Genomic DNA, 24,566 nt, shown 5'->3' on the forward strand with positions numbered 1-24,566 from the left:
TGCAACGCCAATCAGATTGATAATCAATAATTGGACCAGCCAGATCGTCATGGCAAAAATTCTGGGGAAAATTTATCAAGAAAAGGGCTACGCTGTTGAATACAAAGAGCTTACATCCAACGATCAATGGGCACATCTGCATCGTGGCTTAGAACATGTACAGGTTGAAGTATGGCAAGGTACCATGGCAGAAGATTTCGCCAGAATTCGTGCTCTTGGACAAGTCGTGGAAGTCGGGTCTCACGACGCTTTGACCCGAGAAGATTGGTGGTATCCCACCTACGTAGAAGAGGCACTTCTCCGCTTTGTTGAGTAGATTTAGGATTTCAAATAGAGCATAGATTGATTATCTGGAATGGATGATTGTCTAATTTTGAGTTTGAAGTATTCGGTATCCTTGATGCCTCTGGCTCGCTTACGGATCATTCCTATACTGACATTACCAGCCTCTATCCTGGCGCTTGTGAGCTTGTGTTTGGCGTAGTTGCAGATGCCCACACAATGTTTCCGTAGGGATTTCGCGAACTTTTTTAGATAGAGCATCTGTGACTGATCTGCTATCAGGCACCAACGTTCCAGTTGCTCCGCCATCGCCTCAAATGAAGCGGCACTCCACAGCAGCTGAAGCTGTTCTTTCAAGACGTAAAGTGCATTCAGGTTGCTATTGCTCTCCAGCAACCTTTGCAGCTTGTCACTTTGTTTTTCACTCAACTTATCCGCATTTTTGAGCAACAGATAATGTGTCCCTTTCATCAACTCTTTACCACTTGGATCGGCCTTTCTGAACTCAAGTCGACGCTGATTATGGATAGCTTTGCTGTAGTTTTTCATGACGTGGAAACGGTCAAATACTATGTCGGCCAACGGCAAGGACTCTCTGACAGCCTTTTGGTAGGCAGGCCCCATATCCATCGCTACGGCCTTTATTTTGCAGGCTGTATCTGGTTGCAGTTGTTTCAAAAACCTTGAAAAAACCTCGGCAGTTCGGCCTGCTTCAACCCAGATCAGATGACCGCCAACCATATCGTAGACCACCGTCATGTAGTCATGACCTTTCGCCCGGGCAACTTCATCTACACCAATATATTCCAAGCCAGTTAGCTCTGCAGGATCAAGCGTAGGGAGAGTTTCAATAAGGTATGCCCTGTCGATATTCTTGACCGTTTCCCATCGTATATCCAAATGTCTGGAAACCGCTTGAATAGACATATGCCGACATAATCCACTGATCAGTCGGCAAAATCGGTGAGTGAAACGGCACCCTTTATCAACAAAATCACACCCCTCAATGCGGCGTTCGCCCTTGTTAATATAAACCTGCGCCAGCTCAATCTCGACCACACAAGGATACCCAAAAAGGGGGATGTCGTTTACTTGTCGGCGGACATGCTGGTTGATGCTTCCCTTCTGGCCTGTAGCAGGGTCTATAGCCCTCCTACGCGCGTCTCGGCTGCAGTGAATGACAATCTTAACACCGCCGTCATCCAGTTTAATTTCATTTACACGTTGCCCTTTGAGGCCTAAAATATGCTGCGAGATGTTGATTGTCATATACCTGCTCTATGTAAAGTTATCAGAAACCATACATATCAACAGGTTACTTGGCGGTCGGCATCTTTTTCTACTCAACAAAGCGGAGAAGAGCCGTAGAAGAACACTGTCCAGGCCTGCCCAGTTGGAAAGCCCTTAAAAAGTGTTCGTTTTTATTTGCTCACAAGAGTACATCGCCACATGGCCGATATGTTGCGGGCCCTTGGGAAAAGCCCGAGCGAGCCCGCATAAGAGCCCTAGAACTTGATTTCCACGTCAAACCAGTAAAAGTTGCTGATGAACTTTGGGTCGAACTCAACAAAGCCTATGATGAGAAAGACCCTATTGTTCTTTTTAACTGGAGCCCCAATTGGATCGAAGATCGCTATGATGGCAAATTTATCGAATTCCCCGATTTCAATCCCAAGTGCGAAACTGATCCCGAATGGGGCGTAAACCCCGATCGCCTTCACGACTGCGGCAACCCCAAAAATGGATGGCTCAAAAAGGTAGCCTGGGTTCAGATGGAACAAACTTGGCCCTGTGCCCACGCCATTCTCAAGGATATGAATTTCAACAATGCAATGATCAGTCAAATCGCTGCCTTTGTTGACGCTGATGGTCTTGGTTACGAGCAAGCCGCAGAGAAATGGATCTCTGAAAACGATTCCTTGATATCTAAATGGGGCGCACAAGTTTGCCGCCCCTAACAATACCTAATTTATTTTGAAACGAAACCTCAGGTAAGGACGAAAGCTTTACGTGTCAGACCAATCAACATTTGCACCAAGATTATCAAAGCGATTGGCTTTTAAGCTCGCTCGCAATGTGGTTTTGGTATCGCTTTTGATCGGTTTGTTGATTAGCGCATTTAGTGCTTATAGAGACATTCACTCTACTCAAAAATTTTTCACACTTACAGTTAAACAAGTAATACAAACCGTAAATCAACCTGCAGCAAGGGCTGCTTACAATCTAAATGCGGATCTCGCTGGGGAAGTTGCCGACGGGTTGATGGAATACAAATCCATTATATCAGTTACCATTCATGATGACCTACACAACACCCTATCGAGTAAATCCCAGGCGTTAAAATCATCCCCGTACCGGTGGCTCGCCGAAGATGCATTCGGCGGTTTACAAAGCTACGAGATTGAATTGCGAACCCTCGACGACCCCGAAGTAAAAGCGGGTTATTTACAAGTAATTGCAGATCCCATTCAAACCGTCGGAGAGTTCATTGACCGTACGATATCAGAATTTATATTTAACATTTTACGAAGCCTGATTGTTGCCGGGATATTGTCGTTTGTTTTCTATAGATTACTCGTGCATCCCTTACAAAATATAGCCCACGACTTAGCAAATACCGATCCGGATAATCCAGAAGGGACCTCCCTCTCAGTTCCAAAAAGTAATCTTGGAGACGAGCTCTCCATTCTTGCGGATTCCGGAAATCGGTTACTGAACTCAATCTCCAACCGGGTCAAAGAGCGTGACACGGCTGAGGCAGGGTTAATTAAGGCCGCGGAAACACTGGAACAACGCATAAAAGAGCGTACAGCCGAACTTGCTGAACAATACGAAATTGCCCAAGCAGCTAATAAAGCAAAACAGGAATTTCTTGCCACCATGAGCCATGAGATCCGTACACCAATGACGGCTGTAATGGGTTTCTCTGATATGTTACTCGACGATGATCTCCAGCCTCAGGTTCGGGAGAAAATAGACAAGATCAGGGGAGCGACACAGTCACTCCTTATCATCATCAACGATATACTCGACCTATCCAAAATTGATTCCGGTCAGCTAAAATTGATCCAGAACGACTTTAACTTTAGATCAGAAATTGAGAAAACAATTGAGATCATCGCCAGGTTAGCCGATGAAAAAAATCTAGATCTTGTCGTCAACATATCAAGTGAGATTGACCAAAGGTTGAACGGAGACCCGACACGTATACGTCAAATTCTTATCAACTTACTTGGAAACGCCGTTAAATTTACGAAAGAGGGAACTGTCACTCTTCAGGTAGAGAAAAAATCTGTTCCCTCCGGGTCTGTTTCCACGGGTCTTATTTCCCACGGGCCTATATCCCATGAAGCAAAGCCCAAAGGAGACATAGAAGAACCTCGGCTTATATTCAGAATTAGCGACACTGGCATTGGTATATCTGAAAACATTATTGATAAGCTGTTTAGCCCCTTTACTCAGGCTGATGCCTCCATATCCCGGCGTTATGAAGGGACCGGGCTCGGTCTGGCAATTTCAAAACGCCTTACAGAACTTATGAGGGGAAGTATTCATATCAATAGTACCGAGGGGAAAGGATCAATCTTTGAGGTCAACCTTCCTTATATTCCAGCAGAAAATGAGGTCGAAGCAGAGCAAGTCAACGCCCCAACTCATGAAATCACTTATGAAACCCAGTACCCCTTGTCAATTCTGGTCGTTGATGACAACCAGCTTAATCGGCGTATTGTTCAAGTTATCATGGAAAAAAATGGGCACGAAATCGCCCTTGCAGAGAACGGTAGAGAGGCCGTGGATAAGTTAATCCAAGCCAGTACTCAATCCGGGCAAAATGATCCCCTCCTCCCAGACCTTATCCTCATGGATATTCGCATGCCAGAAATGAGTGGCCCAGAAGCGACGATCGCGATTAGAGCCATGAACGGAGATGTTGCCCGACTACCAATCATAGCCCTGACTGCAGATGCTGTTGAGGATCATGTGAAGGAGTACTACGAAGCTGGGATGAATGCTTTTGTTCCCAAACCAATTGATACGCCCACCCTTTTACGAGCAATCAATCAGGTAATGGACAAAGAAATACATAAGCCTGTACAGCTAACAATCGATGCGTCTCCCAAAGAAGTCGAGGAACTCTCCTCTATAAAAGCTGGGAGGTAACCTGAAAGGGTTGCGCATAAAGATATTACTTTAGAAGCAAGTGATTTTCTCAACCCGGTGATTGCAGACATGTTATCACCACATACAAGAACGCTTCAGGTCAATAGATTCCCCCTAAATTAGCATATATTTAACAATCCTTACATACTATAGCATGCAGAGCAAAAACAGTTTTGCATGCCTAAAATGGCTTCATATTCTGAAACGAAATTGACAAGCACTAAGGGTAATCATTCTAGCTTTAACCTTGAGTGTTAGACTTGTTGGACTGTTTTATCAGACCTGAAATGATCGGATAAAGCCAAACGTGACCACTATACGTAGTAAACTGATCCTAATTTTCATACTTGTGAAAGTGCTTCCGCTTATCCTGCTAGCCTGGTTAACGTGGGTAACGGCAAGCCACCTTTCCGGTAATCTGAACGATAAAATAAAAACTTTATCAGATTCCATGAGCCAGACGGTAACTGAAATAGGCGATAGTGTTACGAAGCAGTCAATAGAAGCCATAGATCGCTTGTCTCAAGAGCTGATTGAGCGATTAACTGTAGATACAGCCGAAAATGTTGCGCATTTTCTTCATGATCGAGACAGGGATATTCTTGTCGCAGCAAACTTACCCCGAACCGAAAGAAGCTATCGCAACTTTTTAAATCATTATCAACTCCCCCTTACCCGGCATGCCCCATGGTCTCTAAGTAAAGACAAAAATCGTTGGGAAGCTCAGATTAAAACCCCCTCTCCCCAAGTTCATCGCCGTGCAACCCTTGCTGAAAATGCCACCAATTTTCATTACCATCCCCCGGAAACAATCTCCGCAAAAATCAACGCACCTTTATACTTGGAAATGACGTTCCTCGACCTTAAAGGGCAGGAACAATTTAAAGTTACAAATACACCCCTGTTGCCCTCTCGATTACGAGATGTTAGTCGCAAGGAAAATACCTGGCTCAAAGCTGAAAGTTATTTCGAACGCCTGATCAAACTCAAACCTGGTGAGGTAGATGTATCCAGGGTGATCGGCGCCTATGTACCCTCGAAGGTCATAGGTCCCTATACGCCTGCAAGCGCCGAAAAAGCGGGTATTCCTTTTGCACCAGAAAAATCCGCCTATGCGGGAAAGGAAAATCCAAAGGGTAAACGTTTTCAAGGTATCGTTCGCTGGTCTACCCCGGTTGTCGAAAATGGCAAGATAACCGGCTATGTCACTTTGGCACTTGATCACAGCCATATTATGGAATTCACCGATCATATCGTCCCGACGGGAGAACGCCATAGTGATATCTCGGATCCAGGGTCCGGGAATTATGCCTTCATGTGGGATTATGAAGGTCGCAATATCTCTCACCCCAGAGATTATTTCATTGTCGGAATTGACCCTGAAACAGGGGAACAAGCTGTTCCATGGCTCTCGGCCCAACTATATCAAAAGTGGCAGAAATCAGGTTTAAACCATATTCCATTTTTACAATCCACGCCCTCTTACTTAGAGCAATCACGGAATAAAAAACCCTCCTTGGAGCTAAGAAACCAAGGCATGCTCGCTTTGGATTGTCGTTATTTGAACTTCGCTCCGCAATGTAGTGGTTGGCAGAATATTACTGCCGAAGGAGGTTCCGGTTCTTTCCTCATTTTCTGGAGTGATCTTTGGAAAATCACGACTGCAGCGACCATTCCCTATTTCACCGGACAATACGGGGATAGCCCCCGCGGATTTGGTTGGGTGACAATCGGTGCCAATGTGAAGGAATTTCACCGCCCGGCACTTCGTACGAAAGAGGAAATAGATGAAAAAATATTACAAAGTGATCAGCAAATCACCGAACTAAACCAGTCAATTTTGGAGGTAATCCAGAGTTCGAAAAAAGATCTCGTGACCAAATTGGGCACATATACTCTTATCATGATCGTATTGGTTATCTTATTGGCGATTTGGCTCGCAACCATCTTAACCAGAAGGATATCAACTCTGGTCACAGGCTTGCATAATTTTCAGCTCGGTGACCTGGAGACCCGTTTTAACAATGAAAATAACGATGAAATCGGTCAACTTGCAGATGCCTTTAACGATATGGCAGACCGCATACAGGTCGGTTTTCAGCTCTTACAAGAAGAGATAGAAGAACGCCGCTTTACCGAAAAAGCGTTGAAACATTCCAGGGATCATTTAGACGAAAGGGTTCAAGAACGTACAGAAGAACTCATGATTGCCAAAGAAATGGCCGAAGAAGCCAGTATCGCTAAAACAGATTTTCTCGCAAATATGAGCCACGAACTTCGCACCCCGCTTAATGTCATTATCGGGTTCTCAGATGTTATCGCCCGGCAAATGATGGGGCCTGTCGATAATAAAAAATATCTGGAATATATCGAAGACATTCTCAATAGCTCTTATCATCTTCTTGGCCTGATCAACGACATTCTAGATGTAGCAAAGGCTGAATCTGGAACCTTGGTTATTAACAATACCGAAACTGAACTGAACACACTCGTTTCTTCATGTGTACACATGCTGGATGAGGTGGCCAAAAATAATAACCTCGTAATTACAGGGAATTACTTCGACAAACCGCTTGATCTTTATCTGGATGAGCTTCGGCTTAGACAGGTGGTCATTAATGTCCTCAATAACTCCATAAAATACACTCCTCAGGGGGGAACGATAAAGGTTTCAACCCGGCTTAACAAAGAACAGCACTTTGTTATCACCGTAGAGGACAATGGTATCGGTATTGATCACGAAGATATTCACAGGATTTTTGAGCCTTTTGGACAAGTTGACTCGGCCTATACCCGATCTATTGAAGGTGTGGGATTGGGCTTACCTTTGTCAAAAAAATTGATCGAAGCACAGGGGGGAACGATTATGCTCGAAAGTACCAAAGGCAAGGGGACAAAGGTCTCTATTATCTTACCTGCTGATTTGGCACTCAAGGCACCCAGAAGTGAAAAAATGAAAGAAAAGGCAGTGTAAACCAGTAAAGGAGCAGATCTTCACCCTAAAGACTATGAAATTTATCTGGTTTCTCCGCAATTATAGCGTCTGCTTCAATTTCGATAAGCCATTCAGGATTAACAAAACCCTTTACTGCCATAATAGTACCACAGGACGCACTTCTAGAAAATACTGCTTTCTTACTTCATATCTATCCTCGTATTATCAGTTTAGAAAATCACTAAATTGATCACACTTGTCTGGATCACACTTGTCTGGATCACGCTTGTCCAAATCACACTTGTATTGATGTTTTTTACTCAGCTTTACAGGGCTGCTTACTCCAAGCGACGAGGTGTTTGTCGAGGATCTCTTGATAAACACCTTCACTTTTTAATTCTGTCATCGCTTTTTTGAAAACCGCCACCAAATGAGGATCCGTGCTGTTACTCAATGTAGCCCACAAAGGTTTTGCCAGCGAAGTAATCGCGATTACAGGTGTTAGAAAATCACCATTAAAACCAGTTCGGCACGCCGCATTACGGGCGAGAAAATCTGTCAGCGGGAGCATGTCAATCCGACCGTGATAGAGCATTTTAATACCCTGAGAAAAATGGGTGTAAGTTGTGTAATCACGCCCACTTTCAAATCCGTATTGGTCCACGAGACTATGAACGGATCCCCCTCGTTGAATACCTAAAATATAAGGACCATCGCGAAGGGTATCAAAATTATTCTCAATTATATGACTGTTACTCTTAAGCCGGTAAAAAGATTGTCTATAGGGAGACACTGTTTCCAACCACTGATAACTACCTTCGCGTTCAGGTGTACGTGAAAGGGAGAAGAACAGTGTATTAGGTTCATTTTTTGCCACGTGTAGGGCGCGTTTCCAGGGAAGGAATTCAAAAGATAAGACCTCGAGAGGATAATCCACCTTTACCCGCTCTATTGTCGCTTGAATGAACTCAGTAACATACCCATCTGGCTTTCCATCCTTCAAATACTGCAGTGGGGCAAATCCATCTGTTACAATTTGAATGCGGGTTACTTCGTCCGTCTGTTCCTGGGCCAGAACAGGAGACGCTATTGACGTCACAGCTGTCCACAAAGAGAACAAGACCGAGAGTATAGGTCGTATTTTCATACTTCTTGTATATGACAAAACCGTTGTAACCAGCTTCATCCCCCCCCCTCGAAGCGTCCTAAATTTATTAATTCTCCAGATGTCTTATCCCAGAATACCTAAAATTATGTAAAGAGATCAGCTCTATTTTAGCGTTCTATCTCAGAGCATTACCATAAAACAGACAACAAGTCTTCGATTTCTCATTTTCCCCGCATCGCTTTATCAAAGAAGTAAGGTATTTAGGATATGATAGGGAAAATAATAATAATAATAATAATCGATGCTATAGGTCGTTTACCATGAGAAGCAAGAAGGCCGTTAAACAGCTCGCTTCTACACATATAACCCCCTCGGATTTTGCCCCCCCGAGCACAATGACAGACCACTGGCAAGAATTGGTGGATATTGCCGCGGCGATCATTGATGTTCCCAGCTGCCTGATCACTCAGGTAAAAGGGCCAAATTTAGACATCCTAATTAGCAGCAAGACCAAAGGAACACCCTATATCGCAGGGGAAAGCCTACAGCTATCCAACGATGTCTATTCTGAATATGTCATAAAAAACCGTAAGGCACTGCTTATTGCTGATGCCCAGGAAGAAGCCGAATGGGCAGGAAACCCTGATGTCCTAGATTACGGTATGGTCTCGTACTTTGGGCTTCCGCTCTACTGGCCTGATGGAGAGGTCTTTGGCACGCTTTGTATTCTAGATCGTAAGAAAAATGGCTACACCTCACCCCATCTGCGTATGCTGGAAATGTTTCAAAACCTGATCATTAAGGATCTTGTTTTAAACATTACAGTTCCTCTGTGCAATGATGACCAATTACATCAATTACCACCTGGCATTACCCAACAAGAAGAACAACACGACGCCTCCTTACTCAGTGAATTAAAAGAGGAAATAGACGATAAAATCACACGCTTGAAAGTATCCGAAGAAGCACTTGCAGAAGAAAGACGTAGTTCACGAAGCAAATCTGATTTTATGGCAAATATGAGCCTGGAATTGCGTTCTCCCCTAAATGCTATCATCGGGTTCTCAGAACTCATTAAAAATGAGAACTTTGGTCCTGTGGGACAGGAGTGTTATCGCAACTATGCAAACGATATTCTCAATTCAGGGAAACACCTCTTATCGGTTATTGATGATGTCCTCGACGTTTCAAAGGTGGCCACGGGATCTATAGAGCTTAGAGAAACCGAATGTGATCTAATTGATTTATCGGCGTCCTGTCTTCGAATGGTAACCTCTCGTGCTGTTGAAAAGGGTGTTACCCTAAGTGATTTCAGCGAACGTCCCCAACCTCTCCTCTATGCGGACCCCGTCCGTCTGAAACAGATTTTGAATAACCTTCTCAGCAATGCGATAAAATTTACATCCGACAAAGGCAGTATTACCCTGTGCACCCACGTCTCAGACGCAGGGCAAATGATCGTTGAAATCAGCGATACCGGGGCCGGGATTCCACAAAAAGCCCTTGAGAATATTCTCAAACCTTTTAACCCCACAAGAAGGCAGGCTGATAATCAGGAAAGTACCGGGCTTGGCCTTTCAATTGTTAAGTCGATGATGGACTTACATGGGGGCTCAATAGAGCTGATCAGCAGTGTGGGCGTAGGCACGACCGCTCTACTGACCTTTCCCAAGAACAGGGTGATGCAATGATTTCCCTCTGACAAAGGGAACGATCAAGCTTATGAAGGAAGTCTGTAATTATAAAAAGCCTTAACGGCCTCACATCTGACCAGATCTTTAATGATTTGGCTCCTTATGGTCTATGTGACGTCGTCAGGAAGCCCCAGGGGAGGTAATTGCCACTGGGGCTTCCTTCTTTTCTTCCTTCTTTTCTTCCTCTTTATTCTCCCTGATCGACACTCTTGACTTCCCAATCAGTTTCACGCAAATTTTAGGCGAATTTTCAAAAACTTAACTCTCGTAAGTAGATCCCGACCCCATTCGAACCTATTCCGGAGGCATCAACATGCCCACGCCATTTGATCGACTAAGCGTAATTCAGCAAGACATCACCACTTTGAAGGTCGAAGCCATCGTCAATGCAGCAAATTCATCTCTGCTCGGCGGCGGCGGGGTTGATGGCGCGATCCACCGTGCGGCTGGTCCGGATTTACTTGCAGAGTGTATCGATCTAAACGGATGTAAAACCGGAAATGCCAAGTCCACATTTGGCTATAACCTCCCCGCTTATTACGTCATTCATACTGTCGGGCCAGTATGGCAAGGAGGCGACCAGGGTGAAGCGGATCTGCTTGCGTCTTGTTATCGCCGTTCTTTGGAAGTTGCCGTTGAAAACGATTGTCCCCGGATAGCCTTTCCTGCAATTTCGACAGGTGTCTATCGTTTCCCACCAGATGCGGCGGCGAGGATCGCTGTGAAGGCAACAATCGAATTCCTGGCAAATTCCGACAAAATTGATCAGGTCATATTTTGCTGCTTCGATGGGGACAGTAAATTACGTCACGAACAGGCTATTGCAGAGCTAAGCGGAAAATGAGCCCACCGAGAGCACTGACGATCAAAACGGACAAGGGTGAACAACTGACGCTTTTCCAAGCCGGGGATAACCTTTGGCATTGCCCGGCTTGCGGTTCTGCAGAACTAACCCAACAACCCTATAATGAACTGGGGGCAACCTCATTTGAGATCTGTAACTGCTTTTTTCAAATTGGTTATGACGATAATCCTCTCGCCAGTTCAGAAGCGGTAAAGGGAATCAAAAACAACTGGTCCCGATGGCGGTCATTACTGCTCAAAGAATATAGCGGACAATTTGATAAACTTGAACGATTAAAAAGCCAGCTCACCAAGATTGGTATTAACGAGCCAATTACCGAGGGCCAAAACAGAGAAGTGCCACCTTCTTCACTTGATCACTACCACGACCCCTTGTTAAGCCGCCTTTACGATCAACAAAATCCCTGGGGTAAAGATTGCGATTTTTATCTCGCCCAAGCACAAGGGCACGAGCACACGCTTAAAATTCTCGACTTAGGGTGCGGTACAGGTTTATTAACCACCGCATTTGCCAAAGCCGGGCATGATGTTACAGGTGTAGATCCCGCCGTAGAAATGCTAAACATCGCCATTAGACGACCTTATGGTGATAAGGTTATGTGGATGAAAACCAGTGCTGAAGATTTTCAAAGCGAGCACTTGTTTGACCTGATCATTCTCAGTGGTCACGCTTTTCAAGTCTTCCTGGGCGATGAGGATATTCAATCCGCCTTACAAACGATGAAAAGACACCTTGCGCCAAAGGGGCGAATTGTTTTTGATACCAGAAATCCTGAAATTAAATCTTGGGAAAATTGGACACCTGACAAAACAAAAGAGAGCCTTACTCTGCCCCCAAGTAATAAATATACTCTGCCAGAGGAAATTGAGGTTTGGCACGATCTGGGTAACGTCGAAGATTGCGGTGTGGGTAAACTGGTTAGCTACAATACGCTTTATCGTAAAAAATCAGGATCGAAAAACAATCCTGTAAAAACCTCAGCAACGATCCGTTTTCTCACCCATAAAGAATTGATCAGGCACCTCGACCAGGCAGGACTAGTCCCTGAAGAAATTTATGGTGATTGGGATAGCTCACCGTATGAAGCTGGCAGTAGAGAAATTATCGTTACGGCTGGCATCAAGAACCACAAATAAAAAAAGCCTGCCCCAAAATCTTTGGATGCAGGCTTTTTACTTTTATAATTTTATAATTTTAGAGAGTTAGGCTTTCGCCCATTTCCAATAGAGTTCGCGGGCCAAATGGCTCACCGGACCAACGGGATATTCAACATCTTCGAACATCACCACCGGGGTGATTTTAGAGATATTACCACTCATGAAGACCTCATCGGCGCCTTCAAAATCTTCGAACGATAACGTGGTTTCCACAACTTCACGGCCGGCTTCGCGCAACAGGCCAATGACACGCTGACGGGTGATACCGTTGAGGAAAGTACCGTTTGGAACCGGGGTATAGATCACATCGTCTTTAACCATGAACACATTGGAAGTACCGGTTTCAGCCACATTTCCCAAAGCATCGGCAACCAACGCGTTGTTGTAACCACGGGCCACGGCTTCACGGATCATACGACCGTTGTTTGGATAGAGACAGGCCGCCTTTGCGTTAACCGGGGCCATGCTCACCATCGGGCGAACAAAGCTGGTCCGGCAAAGCTTCTGTGTATAGGTTGTCGGTGCCATCGGGAACTGCTCGAGGCAAAGACAGAACTCTGTTGAGTTCTCATCCGGTACCACGGTGCCTGCGCCCCCTTCAGTAGACCAGTACATCGGGCGAATATAAACCGCGGCATCGTCGGCGAACTTCTTGAGACCTTCAAGGGTCAAATCAATCAGCTGTTGTGTGGTCATGGTGGGCTTGAGCCCCATGACTTCGGCAGATGCGTTTACACGGGCAGAGTGCAAATCGAGATCAGGGACAACGCCCTCAAAAGAACGCGCACCATCAAAGACAAGAGACCCGAGCCAGGTTCCATGATCAGCAGCCCCCATAATGGGCAGGTTGCCCTCATGCCACTCGCCCTTGAAATAGGTCCAGATTACTTCACCGATAGCCATTCTCTTGCCTTCCGTCTTCCCTGAGTTTCTTTGTGTTTTCTTCTACAACTTATGTTCGGATACTTCTTTTGTATATACCAATGGTTTAGAAGGCCAGACCGATTTCTTCAAGCCCAATATTCCTAATCCTATTGCACAGTTTTCCTAATCCAGCCAAACAATCATCAATTTATTACCCTAAAAAAAATTATATCCGGGAATAACCTTACGGTATCAAAATCGTCGACCCCGTTGTTTTGCGACCTTCGAGTTGATCGTGAGCTCTTGCTGCATCCGAGAGGGCAAACTTCTGGTTGATGTTAATCTTGATCTCACCCCGTCCAACCATATCAAACAGTTCATCAGCAGCTGATTGCAGATAACCGGGCTGTGCCGTGAAATGAAACAAGATCGGTCGGGTGACGGAATAAGACCCCACCGCCAGATCAGAGAGTTTAAAGTCCAGCGCCGGGCCGGATGACTGGCCAAAATTCACCAAGCTACCAAAAGTTTTCAAACAGTTTAATGAACCCGGATAGGTATCCTTACCAACGCTATCATAAACCGCATCGACACCCTGCCCTTCTGTGATTTCTTTCACCCGCTCGACAAAGTCTTCTGACGTATAGTCGATGGTATGGACATAGCCATGCTTTGCTGTAAGAGCACATTTCTCTGGGCCGCCGGCGGTTCCAATGGCGGTGACGCCCTTCGCAGCCAACCACTGCCCAGCAATCAGGCCAACACCACCGGCTGAGGCGTGAAACAGGACCGTTTGACCGCGCTCGGGCACATAGGATCTGTGCAGCAGGTAATGTGCGGTAAGCCCTTTAAGCATAGAGGCCGCAGCAACTTCATCAGAGATTTCCTCCGGCAGTTTGACCAGATGTTTGGCTTCCAATGCTCTATGGGTAAGGTAAGCACCGTTGGGCAGCGTATAGGCCACGCGATCTCCCACAGAAAAGCCCGTTACCCCCGCGCCGAGTTGTTCAATAACACCAGCCGCTTCGCTGCCGAGCACGAGATCATTCTCAACAGGCCAGGGATATAGTCCACTGCGGAAATAGGTATCGATAAAGTTTACGCCAATCGCGGTATGACGGATCAACACTTCGCCTACTTTTGGCTCCGGTATATCAAGATTGATCTGTTCCAGAACATCCGTGCCACCGGTTTGGCGGGCAATAATAGCGTAACTCATCTGTTTATTCCGTGTTTTTTATTATTCAAGAGCGGCTCTCTCATCAAAACAAGCGCCTTTATTTTCAAATCATTAAGACCTTTTTCTCCCTCTCCGGCAAGTCCACGACCTCCCGTTCTTTCAAAATATTTTCACCCCGAGCGAACCCTTTTCCCTCTTCCGCGTGTCTTAAAGAACAAGACAGCATTTCAGCTATATTTTCATATGAAAGAAGGAAATCAACCGTGGCAGAGAAATCAAAACGCGCACTTATCATTGGTGGCAGCAGTGGAGCAGGTCGGGAAATCGCTCTTGGGTTGGGAAATGAGGGGTATGAAACCTACGTCGTTGCCCGACATGCCGAAGGCTTGGACCATCTAAAAGCAGAAAACTCATCACTAGAGACCATCGCGATTGATGCCAGTAAAGACGGTATTGCCGCTGGCTTGATTAAAGATCTATCCCCTGACCTGCTTGTACTGGTTGGCGGCCACCAGCCTAAAATGGCTCCCTTCCATGAACAGTCCTGGGACGAGTTCAGCGCTACCTGGAATAATGACACCAAAGTCGCTTATGAATTTAGCAAAGCCGCCCTCACACACCCGATGCCAACGGGGGCTAAAATCATCAGTTTTTCCAGCGGCGCGTCTCTTGGTGGCTCGGCCTTATCTGGGGGGTATGCCGGGGCCAAGCGCATGCAACATTTTCTGGTAAACTACGCCCAACGCGAAGCAGATCGACAGGATCTTGATCTTCAGTTTATTTCCATCATCCCAAAACAGCTTGTTGCCGGAACAGAGATCGGCAACGAAGCCTCCAGCGCCTATGCAGCATCCGTTGGCAAAACTTCTGAACAGTTTATGAGCCAGTGGGAAAAACCGCTCACCCCTGTTATGATTGCAGAGAACATTCTGGGTTTTATCAAGAACGGTCCCCCAGAAGACAGTGAAGAAGGCGCCAATGCCTTTACCATCACGGGCCTTGGCCTGGAAGCCTTATAAAACCAGCATTATGAAAATGAAGCGGGAGAGCATCTATGCCCGAATGTGAAGAAAAAACAGTGTGCATGGCAGGCTTTGAAGAAGCCCTGCCTGCTCTCCGCCCTGAACTCCATCGATACTGTGCCCGCATGACGGGCTCGGTTATCGATGGCGAAGACATTCTCCAAGAAGCCCTGATCAAAGCCATGCAAGCCCTCACATCAGGGGCACAAGTTGAACATTTACGTGCCTGGCTATTTCGTATTGCCCACACCACGGCACTCAATCATTTTCGTGCGGAAAAAGGGGAGCTCGCGATGAAAGAAAATATCCTTCCCTTGGCAGAATCCCAACAAAACGCCCTGCTGCAACAGGCCCCAACTCACAATGATACCGCGGACAATTTGCGCCCGTTCTTGGCTTTACCACCTAGACAACGCAGTTCTGTGATCCTCAGAGATGTACTGGGCTATTCCGCCAAGGAAGTCGCAGAATGTACCGATAGTACAATCGCTTCGGTAAAGTCCGCCCTTCATCGCGGTCGCAGCCAGTTGAAAGAGGCCGCCCTGACAGCTTCCTCACAAGAAGAAACAGAAATGCTTTCCGGTAAACTATCTGGCGAAGATCAGGAGAAACTCAGTCTCTATGCAAAGTTCTTCAACGCGCATGATTTCGACAGCCTGCGCGATATGCTCTCAGAGGAAGTCAAACTCGACCTCGTCAACATGGTCAAACAAGAAGGCAAAGCCAAAGTCAGTGGATACTACGGCAACTATTCCAAAGCCTCGGACTGGCTCATGGCCCCTGGCCTGGTCGAAAGTCAACCAGCCTTACTTGTGTTCGACCGCGACGATGCCAGCCAACCACCGCTCTATTTCATCCTGATAGATTTCACCTCAGAAGGCCTGATTTCAATCCGCGATTTCCGCTACGCCCGTTACGCTATTGAGGACGCCCGGTGGCAGAGGATGTAAGCGTCAGGAGTAACTTTAGTTGGCTCCCTAAATTCTTAAATTTCGGACTTATCGTTAGATATTATTCTCCGGCCTCTCATTTATAGAAGACTTTTTATGGGGATCAGAATAACAAGCGAGTAACAACGTAATTAAGTAAGCAGAAATATTTGTATACGCGGTTAGACCATAAAAGAAGGTTAAAAACTCTCCCTCGGGCGTAGTAAAAAATATTGGTAATTTTACAGCTAAAAAGAGCATGAACACTGCGATTACCCACCCCCAAAATATTTTACCTTTTTTCAAGCTCATAGATGGTAATAGTAAGGCACTTCTCCGCTTTGTTGAGTAGATTTAGGATTTCAAATAGAGCATAGATTGATTATCTGGAATGGATGATTGTCTAATTTTGAGTTTGAAGTATTCGGTATCCTTGATGCCTCTGGCTCGCTTACGGATCATTCCTATACTGACATTACCAGCCTCTATCCTGGCGCTTGTGAGCTTGTGTTTGGCGTAGTTGCAGATGCCCACACAATGTTTCCGTAGGGATTTCGCGAACTTTTTTAGATAGAGCATCTGTGACTGATCTGCTATCAGGCACCAACGTTCCAGTTGCTCCGCCATCGCCTCAAATGAAGCGGCACTCCACAGCAGCTGAAGCTGTTCTTTCAAGACGTAAAGTGCATTCAGGTTGCTATTGCTCTCCAGCAACCTTTGCAGCTTGTCACTTTGTTTTTCACTCAACTTATCCGCATTTTTGAGCAACAGATAATGTGTCCCTTTCATCAACTCTTTACCACTTGGATCGGCCTTTCTGAACTCAAGTCGACGCTGATTATGGATAGCTTTGCTGTAGTTTTTCATGACGTGGAAACGGTCAAATACTATGTCGGCCAACGGCAAGGACTCTCTGACAGCCTTTTGGTAGGCAGGCCCCATATCCATCGCTACGGCCTTTATTTTGCAGGCTGTATCTGGTTGCAGTTGTTTCAAAAACCTTGAAAAAACCTCGGCAGTTCGGCCTGCTTCAACCCAGATCAGATGACCGCCAACCATATCGTAGACCACCGTCATGTAGTCATGACCTTTCGCCCGGGCAACTTCATCTACACCAATATATTCCAAGCCAGTTAGCTCTGCAGGATCAAGCGTAGGGAGAGTTTCAATAAGGTATGCCCTGTCGATATTCTTGACCGTTTCCCATCGTATATCCAAATGTCTGGAAACCGCTTGAATAGACATATGCCGACATAATCCACTGATCAGTCGGCAAAATCGGTGAGTGAAACGGCACCCTTTATCAACAAAATCACACCCCTCAATGCGGCGTTCGCCCTTGTTAATATAAACCTGCGCCAGCTCAATCTCGACCACACAAGGATACCCAAAAAGGGGGATGTCGTTTACTTGTCGGCGGACATGCTGGTTGATGCTTCCCTTCTGGCCTGTAGCAGGGTCTATAGCCCTCCTACGCGCGTCTCGGCTGCAGTGAATGACAATCTTAACACCGCCGTCATCCAGTTTAATTTCATTTACACGTTGCCCTTTGAGGCCTAAAATATGCTGCGAGATGTTGATTGTCATATACCTGCTCTATGTAAAGTTATCAGAAACCATACATATCAACAGGTTACTTGGCGGTCGGCATCTTTTTCTACTCAACAAAGCGGAGAAGAGCCGTCAAAACCCCATTTTTAGTATTATTTTAAATAGGTTACAAAAATAACACCAAATAATGAACATCGCTATCAATAACTTTCAATTATAAGTATACTTCTCATTCACCTTGCCTTTCTCTCATTATCAATATCACTATTAAAAGCATCCAAATCTCTCTATTTTTCGCCCTCAAATTAAAACCATTTACCAACTGGCTATAACAGAATGAAAACGATTGATTATTACTATTCAACCCGATCCAACTTTACCTATCTCGGGGCAGCGCGATTGAATGCTTTGGCCAATAGATTTGGTCACAAGATTGTACACCGTCCGATTATCCTCTCGGTCACCATGCCCGCGATTGGGGGGCAAGCATTTGACGCCCGACCGACCATGTTGCGTAACTATGCCATGAACGACGCTCTGCGTTGGGCCGACTATCTTGGTATTCCCTTGCAGCGCGAACCGATCCATCACGACGGCCCGGTCGAACTTCCTTCAGGTATCGTCATCGCGGCGCAACGGGCAAAAGAGCGGGGTGAAGAAGGAAATCTTGATCTTCTCAGCCTAAAAGTGGTTGAGGCACTGTGGCGCGATGATCGCGACATAGCAGATGAAGCAGTAATTTTTGAACTTTGCGAAACCACTGGCTTTAGAGATACCAGAGCTTTGATCGCAGAGGCGCTTTCTCCGGCAGTTCAGGCGGAACTGGATCGCAACTGCCGTGAAGCCATTATGCGTGGTGTTATCGGCGCACCGACCTATTTTATTGATGGTGAGAATTTTTACGGCCAGGATCGGTTAGAGTTTGTTGAGCGTGCCCTAATTCGCTCTTAACACTTACCAATACGAACTCAGTCATTTTCAAACTGGGGTCTGCAGACGCGGGCTCCAGTCCTCTACTTCAAGGCGTTCCAAACGTTTTTGAACCAAGGCATGCCAGTTTTCAGCGAGTTCTTTGACCCCAATCAAGGCTTCTAGTGCCTGTTTATTTAGCGTATCCACATAGAGAACATGCTGAATACGTGCCAAAGACCACTCGGAATTGATCCGCTCTACGAGCGACACACGATCTCCAGCCTGAACTTGTCCCTCTTCCAGCACGCGGTAGTACCATCCGGTGCGGCCAGTCGATTGAACCGTCGCCGCCATTTTGGGAACATCAAATCGAACATTGAGCTTCCAACAAGGCTGTCTTCCTTGAGAAACCTGAACAAGAGAAGTCCCCAATCGGTAGATATCCCCGACACAGACCACTGCCTCACTCATGCCCATTGTAGAGATATTCTCGCCAAATCCCCCTGCCTTTAAACAGTTGGGATCAATTTGGGAATATTCAGCAGCCCAAGTCGCATAGTGATCCGCAGCATAATGATGGATCGCCTTCTCAGGACCACCATGGTGACGCGGGTCTGCCTGTTCATCCCCTAGCAAACCCAGTTTCGAAACCTGGATCACATCACATACGGGTATCTTATCTATCGCGCTCATCCGCTCTTTGGGTCCGAAAGGCACAGCCTTTCCGGTCATAACCTTTTCAATAAGATAATTGTTACCCTGCGTTGACATTAGAAACCCATGGAGATGAAGTGAGGAGTTAGGTTAGTACTTAGGCCATCTATCCTATAGCGCAACAGAAAAAACATCGAAATCAGATATCTTCCAATTAGCATCAATCATATGCTGCACAAATGCTTGAGGGATAGCGACATTATAATTTTCAATATAAAATGATAAATCGCTAGGCCAAGCCCAGACCCCATCCGACAATATATTTAGAGGTCCAATTATTGAATTCTCTTGGCACAAAACATCCCCAACAAGGCCAGGTGCACAAACGATTGGCTCCCCCTCATTAAGGTACAAAACGATTTTAGGTAAAATATCAGAGGTCAATTGGCCTTGGTTCAATTTTAAACTTGGCCCATTTGCATCGCCATGCTCAAGTTCTCTGAAAAAACCGGCTCTTCTCCGCTTTGTTGAGTAGAAAAAGATGCCGACCGCCAAGTAACCTGTTGATATGTATGGTTTCTGATAACTTTACATAGAGCAGGTATATGACAATCAACATCTCGCAGCATATTTTAGGCCTCAAAGGGCAACGTGTAAATGAAGTTAAATGACCCCCGGCAAAGCCGGGGGCTTAAGCGGGTGAGCCCCTTAAAGGGGCAAATTGGGAACCGCTAAAGCGGTTATGGATTGAATATATCCATTTGGTCAAAGTACTTATCACGCTCTTCTTGCGTTCTGATATACTCCCTCACCATCTGTTCATCGAGCCCTACAGTTGAGACGAAATATCCACGGGCCCAAAAATTTTCACCCTTGAAATTCCGTGCTTTATTTTTGAATTTTCGAGCTATGGCAATCGCGCTTTTTCCTTTTAGGTATCCAACGACTTTTGAAACAGCATGTTTGGGCGGTATGCTGATACACATGTGAATGTGATCCGGCATCAAATGGCCCTCCTCAATCTTACTTTCGCGATGCCCGGCCAGTTCATGGAAAATTTCACCAAGATACTGACGTAGGTTGCCATAGATAACTTTTTGCCTGCGTTTAGGGATGAAAACCACGTGGTATTTACAATCCCATCTCGTATGTGCAAGGCTTTTGTAATCTCTCATCGGCTAATTCCTTTGTTATTTTGGTCAATAAACAAAGAAATGTAAGACCGTGGGAACGGTCAAACCATTGAGAGTCCCCCGGCATAGCCGGGGGTTTACCGGATTAAATTAAACTGGATGACGGCGGTGTTAAGATTGTCATTCACTGCAGCCGAGACGCGCGTAGGAGGGCTATAGACCCTGCTACAGGCCAGAAGGGAAGCATCAACCAGCATGTCCGCCGACAAGTAAACGACATCCCCCTTTTTGGGTATCCTTGTGTGGTCGAGATTGAGCTGGCGCAGGTTTATATTAACAAGGGCGAACGCCGCATTGAGGGGTGTGATTTTGTTGATAAAGGGTGCCGTTTCACTCACCGATTTTGCCGACTGATCAGTGGATTATGTCGGCATATGTCTATTCAAGCGGTTTCCAGACATTTGGATATACGATGGGAAACGGTCAAGAATATCGACAGGGCATACCTTATTGAAACTCTCCCTACGCTTGATCCTGCAGAGCTAACTGGCTTGGAATATATTGGTGTAGATGAAGTTGCCCGGGCGAAAGGTCATGACTACATGACGGTGGTCTACGATATGGTTGGCGGTCATCTGATCTGGGTTGAAGCAGGCCGAACTGCCGAGGTTTTTTCAAGGTTTTTGAAACAACTGCAACCAGATACAGCCTGCAAAATAAAGGCCGTAGCGATGGATATGGGGCCTGCCTACCAAAAGGCTGTCAGAGAGTCCTTGCCGTTGGCCGACATAGTATTTGACCGTTTCCACGTCATGAAAAACTACAGCAAAGCTATCCATAATCAGCGTCGACTTGAGTTCAGAAAGGCCGATCCAAGTGGTAAAGAGTTGATGAAAGGGACACATTATCTGTTGCTCAAAAATGCGGATAAGTTGAGTGAAAAACAAAGTGACAAGCTGCAAAGGTTGCTGGAGAGCAATAGCAACCTGAATGCACTTTACGTCTTGAAAGAACAGCTTCAGCTGCTGTGGAGTGCCGCTTCATTTGAGGCGATGGCGGAGCAACTGGAACGTTGGTGCCTGATAGCAGATCAGTCACAGATGCTCTATCTAAAAAAGTTCGCGAAATCCCTACGGAAACATTGTGTGGGCATCTGCAACTACGCCAAACACAAGCTCACAAGCGCCAGGATAGAGGCTGGTAATGTCAGTATAGGAATGATCCGTAAGCGAGCCAGAGGCATCAAGGATACCGAATACTTCAAACTCAAAATTAGACAATCATCCATTCCAGATAATCAATCTATGCTCTATTTGAAATCCTAAATCTACTCAACAAAGCGGAGAAGTGCCAAAAAACCTATCTTTTTAAGCCGTTGCATATATCAACTCACATTAGGCAAATTAAAGCATCTATTTAATTTAAAAAAAGGGCCTGACAAAATCTTTCGCCAAGCCCAATAAAAACCAAACTCAATCCGGTGTTAGGAATTTTTGGCAGGCTCTGTGTCGGAAAAACGAACCGGCTTACCATCGGGATTGCCGATGAGCTCTCCGTCTTTCATCACCACATTACCGCGGATGATTGTTGCCATTGGCCAGCCCTTAACGCTGACGCCATCAAAAGGAGACCAGCCACATTTATAGGCGAGCCATTCTTTGGTGATGGTCTCTTCCTTATTCATGTCGACAATGGTGAAATCTGCATCAAAACCAAAAGCAATTCGACCTTTACCCGCGATATTATAAATCCTTGCCGGACCAGCAGAGGTCAAATCAACCAGACGCTCCAGGGTCAGGTTCCCCTTGTTCACGTGATCAAGCATCAGCGGGATCAAAGTTTGCACACCCGGCATACCAGAAGGTGATGCAGGGTAAGGCTTTTCTTTTTCTTCAATCGTGTGCGGGGCGTGATCCGAGCCAAGAACATCAAAGATTCCATTGCGGATACCTTCCCAAAGGCCAAGACGATGCTCTTCTTCGCGGATCGGCGGGTTCATCTGGGCATAAGTGCCAAGACGCTCGTAACAATCAGGCGCCGACAAAGTAAGATGCTGAGGTGTCGTTTCCACAGTAACCAAGTCTTTGTTGGCCGCAAGAATTGGCAACTCGTCTTTGCTGGTCACGTGGAGCACATGAACCCGGCGGCCAGTTTGGCGGGCCAGACGGCAAATACGGGTGGTGGCGATAACCGCAGCTTCAGGATCGCGCCAGACTGGGTGCATGACAGGATCAGCGCCATCCCTTACAAGGGAAAAGCGCTCGCGCAAACGGTTTTCATCTTCAGCATGAACCGGGCAACGGCGATTACCATTGGTCAGAACATCAACCAACAGACCTTCTTCTTCAACCAACAGACTTCCGGTGGAAGAGCCCATGAAGATCTTAATCCCGGCGCACCCTGGAAGTCTTTCCAGTTCTGCCAACTCGTCAACGTTCTCTTCTGCAGCGCCGATAAAGAAGGCGTGATCTGTCCAGGCCCGGTTCTCACAACGGGCAAATTTATCCGCAAGCTCTACTGGTCCCAGTGTATTGGGGTTTGTGTTCGGCATTTCAAAGATCGCGACGATACCGCCAAGTGCTGCGGCTGCTGTACCGCAAGCCAAGTCTTCTTTGTGCTCCAGCCCTGGTTCACGGAAATGTACTTGAGTATCTATTGCGCCCGGCAGAACATGCTGACCTGCTGCGTCATAGGTTTCTTTGGCGCTTGCACCAGAGAGATCCCCCAGAGCAACAATGCGGCCGCCATTAACGCCAACATCGATGTTCTCGATGCCGTTTGGAGTGACAACCTGTCCCCCTTTGATGATCAGATCATAGCTTTCGCTCATGAAACAGCCCCTTTATCTTGTGCCAATAATTCAGTGAAGAGATCGATGTAATTTTTAACACACGCCTCTTCGGTGTAACTCTCTCCATAACTTTCCCAGCCAGCAGCCACCAGGCGCTCAGCCAATCCTTTTTCATCCATCACCCGGGTAATTGCCCGCGCCATTTCGTTGTAATCATCCACCGGCACCAGCAAGGCATCTTTGTCATCCGTTGCCATTTCTTCCGGACCAGCCGTTCGCGTTGTAACCAAGGGGGTTTTCGTGGCCCAGGCTTCGATCATCACTGATCCAAAAGGCTCAAACCGCGAAGGGAAAACGCAAATATCTGCGGCAGCAAGCAGGGCGCCGCGATCGTTACGCCACCCTAAAAAACGCACTCTCTCTGAAATACCCAATTCCTTGGCAAGATTTTCCAGCTCCGTTCGAAGAGGTCCCTCACCGGCAATCCAAACGTAGGGACGCGTTTCCAGTTTCGCAGCACGAAGCAAGATATCAAAGGCTTTATTTTCATGTAAGCGCCCCAAAGAAAGTAACACTGTGGCATCTTCGGGAGTATTGAGATCCGCACGACTAACCGGGATATCATTACCAGAAACTGACGCGAAGTTAGGCACGTGATGGGCCCGACCCTCAGGCCAACCAACGGACTTTAAATAATCAACGATATCTTTGGTGTTACCGATCAAGTGATCACAGTTTTTATAATTCTTGAGTTTGTAGTACCCGCCAAGCCGTGCAACATGGAGAAAATTCCCCTTTGGACACAGGCTACTTGCCCTGTTCATGTATGTAAGAACAACATCTGGCTGAAACTCTTTTATTTTCCGCTTCAGCCCACGTCGGGTTTTAAAGTCGATAAGTTTGCGAAAGGGAAGCACCTGGGTTTTAACCCCAGCGGCCTCAAACAGGGCGATACGGTTGTCATTGCGACGAATAACGGCCTGGGTTTCAATACCTGCTCCATCTTTGGTCCGAAACCCCTTTTGGTTTCCAGCACGGTGCAGGGCCAGGGTAAATTGGGTAAAAAAGGTCTCGGCGCCACCTTCGCCACCGGCTCCTAATACTTGTAGGATTTTCACCCTTAACACTCCCTGGCTTACTATTTTATCAGCTTATGAAATGGTCTAGCATCTCTTTACCCGAATTACCCCGTAAATCAAACCAATCCGACCAAAAATAAGAACACAGGAATATAATTCTAACTTTGTGACCAATTTGCGGCCAATCATCACAGACTATTTTAAATGCTAAGATCTTATATTATAAGGCTTTCATTAAAGCACACTTTC

General features: G+C 46.2%; 24 protein-coding genes. 13 read left to right on the forward strand and 11 right to left on the reverse strand.

The window, feature by feature from the left end; genetic code table 11:
* Positions 1-16: 16 nt before the first annotated feature.
* The gene (locus ACOGW3_RS24615) at positions 17-316 is read left to right on the forward strand and encodes a glycine betaine ABC transporter substrate-binding protein (protein WP_419905346.1); all 300 of its coding nucleotides are present in this window, start codon (positions 17-19) and stop codon (positions 314-316) included.
* Between the two features lie 2 nt (positions 317-318).
* Here the strand turns inward: ACOGW3_RS24615 and ACOGW3_RS24620 are convergent, their stop codons facing one another.
* Complete coding sequence (locus ACOGW3_RS24620; protein ID WP_419901077.1) at positions 319-1,551, reverse strand: ISL3 family transposase; 1,233 nt, start codon at positions 1,549-1,551, stop codon at positions 319-321.
* On the opposite strand from ACOGW3_RS24620, the gene ACOGW3_RS24625 reads away from it, so the two are divergent.
* From ACOGW3_RS24625 to ACOGW3_RS24640, 4 genes are all read left to right on the forward strand, one after another.
* The gene (locus ACOGW3_RS24625) at positions 1,538-1,690 is read left to right on the forward strand and encodes a hypothetical protein (protein ID WP_419905347.1); all 153 of its coding nucleotides are present in this window, start codon (positions 1,538-1,540) and stop codon (positions 1,688-1,690) included. The genes ACOGW3_RS24620 and ACOGW3_RS24625 overlap by 14 nt on opposite strands.
* On the forward strand, positions 1,668-2,240 hold the full coding sequence (locus ACOGW3_RS24630) for a glycine betaine ABC transporter substrate-binding protein (RefSeq protein ID WP_419905990.1): 573 nt from the start codon (positions 1,668-1,670) through the stop codon (positions 2,238-2,240). The genes ACOGW3_RS24625 and ACOGW3_RS24630 overlap by 23 nt, the downstream gene beginning before the upstream one ends.
* 52 nt (positions 2,241-2,292) lie before the next feature.
* Positions 2,293-4,443 carry an ATP-binding protein gene (locus tag ACOGW3_RS24635; protein ID WP_419905348.1) on the forward strand — a complete coding sequence of 717 codons (2,151 nt, stop codon included), beginning with the start codon at positions 2,293-2,295 and terminating at the stop codon, positions 4,441-4,443.
* 451 nt (positions 4,444-4,894) lie between these two features.
* A complete protein-coding gene (locus ACOGW3_RS24640) occupies positions 4,895-7,417 on the forward strand; it encodes a sensor histidine kinase (protein ID WP_419905349.1) in 2,523 nt (840 codons plus the stop codon).
* Positions 7,418-7,694: 277 nt separating this feature from the next.
* Here ACOGW3_RS24640 and ACOGW3_RS24645 read toward each other — a convergent pair whose 3' ends face one another.
* Entirely contained in the window at positions 7,695-8,477 is a 783-nt protein-coding gene (locus ACOGW3_RS24645) for a substrate-binding periplasmic protein (protein WP_419905350.1), read from the reverse strand.
* Positions 8,478-8,881: 404 nt separating this feature from the next.
* On the opposite strand from ACOGW3_RS24645, the gene ACOGW3_RS24650 reads away from it, so the two are divergent.
* The 3 genes from ACOGW3_RS24650 to ACOGW3_RS24660 all read left to right on the forward strand — a co-directional run bounded on the left by ACOGW3_RS24650 (position 8,882) and on the right by ACOGW3_RS24660 (position 12,181).
* Complete coding sequence (locus ACOGW3_RS24650; RefSeq protein ID WP_419905351.1) at positions 8,882-10,177, forward strand: GAF domain-containing sensor histidine kinase; 1,296 nt, start codon at positions 8,882-8,884, stop codon at positions 10,175-10,177.
* Positions 10,178-10,493: 316 nt separating this feature from the next.
* Entirely contained in the window at positions 10,494-11,024 is a 531-nt protein-coding gene (locus tag ACOGW3_RS24655; protein ID WP_419905352.1) for an O-acetyl-ADP-ribose deacetylase, read from the forward strand.
* Positions 11,021-12,181: a class I SAM-dependent DNA methyltransferase gene (locus ACOGW3_RS24660; protein ID WP_419905353.1), complete on the forward strand. Its 1,161-nt coding sequence runs from the start codon at positions 11,021-11,023 to the stop codon at positions 12,179-12,181. Before ACOGW3_RS24655 ends, ACOGW3_RS24660 begins: the two co-directional genes overlap by 4 nt.
* Positions 12,182-12,247: 66 nt before the next feature.
* Here the strand turns inward: ACOGW3_RS24660 and ACOGW3_RS24665 are convergent, their stop codons facing one another.
* Both ACOGW3_RS24665 and ACOGW3_RS24670 read right to left on the reverse strand, forming a co-directional pair.
* Positions 12,248-13,105, reverse strand: coding sequence for a branched-chain amino acid aminotransferase (locus tag ACOGW3_RS24665; RefSeq protein WP_419905354.1), 858 nt, complete (start codon positions 13,103-13,105; stop codon positions 12,248-12,250).
* A gap of 205 nt (positions 13,106-13,310) precedes the next feature.
* Positions 13,311-14,285: a quinone oxidoreductase family protein gene (locus ACOGW3_RS24670; protein ID WP_419905355.1), complete on the reverse strand. Its 975-nt coding sequence runs from the start codon at positions 14,283-14,285 to the stop codon at positions 13,311-13,313.
* A gap of 224 nt (positions 14,286-14,509) precedes the next feature.
* On the opposite strand from ACOGW3_RS24670, the gene ACOGW3_RS24675 reads away from it, so the two are divergent.
* The gene (locus tag ACOGW3_RS24675; protein WP_419905356.1) at positions 14,510-15,265 is read left to right on the forward strand and encodes an SDR family NAD(P)-dependent oxidoreductase; all 756 of its coding nucleotides are present in this window, start codon (positions 14,510-14,512) and stop codon (positions 15,263-15,265) included.
* Positions 15,266-15,300: 35 nt separating this feature from the next.
* A complete protein-coding gene (locus tag ACOGW3_RS24680) occupies positions 15,301-16,218 on the forward strand; it encodes a sigma-70 family RNA polymerase sigma factor (RefSeq protein WP_419905357.1) in 918 nt (305 codons plus the stop codon).
* Between the two features lie 333 nt (positions 16,219-16,551).
* Here ACOGW3_RS24680 and ACOGW3_RS24685 read toward each other — a convergent pair whose 3' ends face one another.
* Complete coding sequence (locus ACOGW3_RS24685) at positions 16,552-17,784, reverse strand: ISL3 family transposase (protein WP_419901077.1); 1,233 nt, start codon at positions 17,782-17,784, stop codon at positions 16,552-16,554.
* Between ACOGW3_RS24685 and ACOGW3_RS24690 the strand changes: the two genes are divergently transcribed.
* Together ACOGW3_RS24690 and ACOGW3_RS24695 are read left to right on the forward strand one after the other, a co-directional pair.
* The gene (locus ACOGW3_RS24690; RefSeq protein ID WP_419905358.1) at positions 17,771-17,926 is read left to right on the forward strand and encodes a hypothetical protein; all 156 of its coding nucleotides are present in this window, start codon (positions 17,771-17,773) and stop codon (positions 17,924-17,926) included. The genes ACOGW3_RS24685 and ACOGW3_RS24690 overlap by 14 nt on opposite strands.
* Before the next feature lie 158 nt (positions 17,927-18,084).
* Positions 18,085-18,699: a 2-hydroxychromene-2-carboxylate isomerase gene (locus tag ACOGW3_RS24695; RefSeq protein ID WP_419905359.1), complete on the forward strand. Its 615-nt coding sequence runs from the start codon at positions 18,085-18,087 to the stop codon at positions 18,697-18,699.
* Positions 18,700-18,726: 27 nt separating this feature from the next.
* Here the strand turns inward: ACOGW3_RS24695 and ACOGW3_RS24700 are convergent, their stop codons facing one another.
* The 4 genes from ACOGW3_RS24700 to tnpA form a co-directional block, all read right to left on the reverse strand.
* Complete coding sequence (locus tag ACOGW3_RS24700; RefSeq protein WP_419905360.1) at positions 18,727-19,431, reverse strand: MOSC domain-containing protein; 705 nt, start codon at positions 19,429-19,431, stop codon at positions 18,727-18,729.
* A gap of 54 nt (positions 19,432-19,485) precedes the next feature.
* Complete coding sequence (locus tag ACOGW3_RS24705) at positions 19,486-19,773, reverse strand: hypothetical protein (RefSeq protein ID WP_419905361.1); 288 nt, start codon at positions 19,771-19,773, stop codon at positions 19,486-19,488.
* Between the two features lie 31 nt (positions 19,774-19,804).
* The gene (locus ACOGW3_RS24710; RefSeq protein ID WP_419905362.1) at positions 19,805-19,933 is read right to left on the reverse strand and encodes a hypothetical protein; all 129 of its coding nucleotides are present in this window, start codon (positions 19,931-19,933) and stop codon (positions 19,805-19,807) included.
* Positions 19,934-20,054: 121 nt separating this feature from the next.
* Positions 20,055-20,489, reverse strand: coding sequence for an IS200/IS605 family transposase (gene tnpA, locus ACOGW3_RS24715; protein ID WP_419901154.1), 435 nt, complete (start codon positions 20,487-20,489; stop codon positions 20,055-20,057).
* 107 nt (positions 20,490-20,596) lie between these two features.
* On the opposite strand from tnpA, the gene ACOGW3_RS24720 reads away from it, so the two are divergent.
* The gene (locus ACOGW3_RS24720) at positions 20,597-21,772 is read left to right on the forward strand and encodes an ISL3 family transposase (RefSeq protein ID WP_419902857.1); all 1,176 of its coding nucleotides are present in this window, start codon (positions 20,597-20,599) and stop codon (positions 21,770-21,772) included.
* A 158-nt stretch (positions 21,773-21,930) separates the two neighbouring features.
* Here ACOGW3_RS24720 and ACOGW3_RS24725 read toward each other — a convergent pair whose 3' ends face one another.
* On the reverse strand, positions 21,931-23,277 hold the full coding sequence (locus ACOGW3_RS24725) for a dihydroorotase (RefSeq protein ID WP_419905363.1): 1,347 nt from the start codon (positions 23,275-23,277) through the stop codon (positions 21,931-21,933).
* Positions 23,274-24,356 (reverse strand): glycosyltransferase, encoded by a 1,083-nt coding sequence (locus ACOGW3_RS24730; protein WP_419905364.1) that lies wholly within the window; start codon positions 24,354-24,356, stop codon positions 23,274-23,276. The genes ACOGW3_RS24725 and ACOGW3_RS24730 overlap by 4 nt, the downstream gene beginning before the upstream one ends.
* Between the last annotated feature and the right edge of the window lie 210 nt (positions 24,357-24,566).

Origin of the sequence: Kiloniella sp. (genome assembly GCF_965205715.1) — a bacterium.
Taxonomy (GTDB): Bacteria; Pseudomonadota; Alphaproteobacteria; order Kiloniellales; family Kiloniellaceae; genus Kiloniella.

Bases quoted from the DNA above. Each gene is read 5' to 3' on its own strand.
- ACOGW3_RS24695 (WP_419905359.1), top strand. From the start codon at position 18,085: ATGAAAACGATTGATTATTACTATTCAACCCGATCCAACTTTACCTAT.
- ACOGW3_RS24725 (WP_419905363.1), bottom strand. From the start codon at position 23,277: ATGAGCGAAAGCTATGATCTGATCATCAAAGGGGGACAGGTTGTCACT.
- ACOGW3_RS24670 (WP_419905355.1), bottom strand. From the start codon at position 14,285: ATGAGTTACGCTATTATTGCCCGCCAAACCGGTGGCACGGATGTTCTG.
- ACOGW3_RS24620 (WP_419901077.1), bottom strand. From the start codon at position 1,551: ATGACAATCAACATCTCGCAGCATATTTTAGGCCTCAAAGGGCAACGT.
- ACOGW3_RS24685 (WP_419901077.1), bottom strand. From the start codon at position 17,784: ATGACAATCAACATCTCGCAGCATATTTTAGGCCTCAAAGGGCAACGT.
- ACOGW3_RS24700 (WP_419905360.1), bottom strand. From the start codon at position 19,431: ATGTCAACGCAGGGTAACAATTATCTTATTGAAAAGGTTATGACCGGA.
- ACOGW3_RS24690 (WP_419905358.1), top strand. From the start codon at position 17,771: ATGTTGATTGTCATATACCTGCTCTATGTAAAGTTATCAGAAACCATA.
- ACOGW3_RS24625 (WP_419905347.1), top strand. From the start codon at position 1,538: ATGTTGATTGTCATATACCTGCTCTATGTAAAGTTATCAGAAACCATA.
- tnpA (WP_419901154.1), bottom strand. From the start codon at position 20,489: ATGAGAGATTACAAAAGCCTTGCACATACGAGATGGGATTGTAAATAC.
- ACOGW3_RS24680 (WP_419905357.1), top strand. From the start codon at position 15,301: ATGCCCGAATGTGAAGAAAAAACAGTGTGCATGGCAGGCTTTGAAGAA.
- ACOGW3_RS24665 (WP_419905354.1), bottom strand. From the start codon at position 13,105: ATGGCTATCGGTGAAGTAATCTGGACCTATTTCAAGGGCGAGTGGCAT.
- ACOGW3_RS24655 (WP_419905352.1), top strand. From the start codon at position 10,494: ATGCCCACGCCATTTGATCGACTAAGCGTAATTCAGCAAGACATCACC.
- ACOGW3_RS24710 (WP_419905362.1), bottom strand. From the start codon at position 19,933: ATGTTGATTGTCATATACCTGCTCTATGTAAAGTTATCAGAAACCATA.
- ACOGW3_RS24640 (WP_419905349.1), top strand. From the start codon at position 4,895: ATGAGCCAGACGGTAACTGAAATAGGCGATAGTGTTACGAAGCAGTCA.
- ACOGW3_RS24650 (WP_419905351.1), top strand. From the start codon at position 8,882: ATGACAGACCACTGGCAAGAATTGGTGGATATTGCCGCGGCGATCATT.
- ACOGW3_RS24660 (WP_419905353.1), top strand. From the start codon at position 11,021: ATGAGCCCACCGAGAGCACTGACGATCAAAACGGACAAGGGTGAACAA.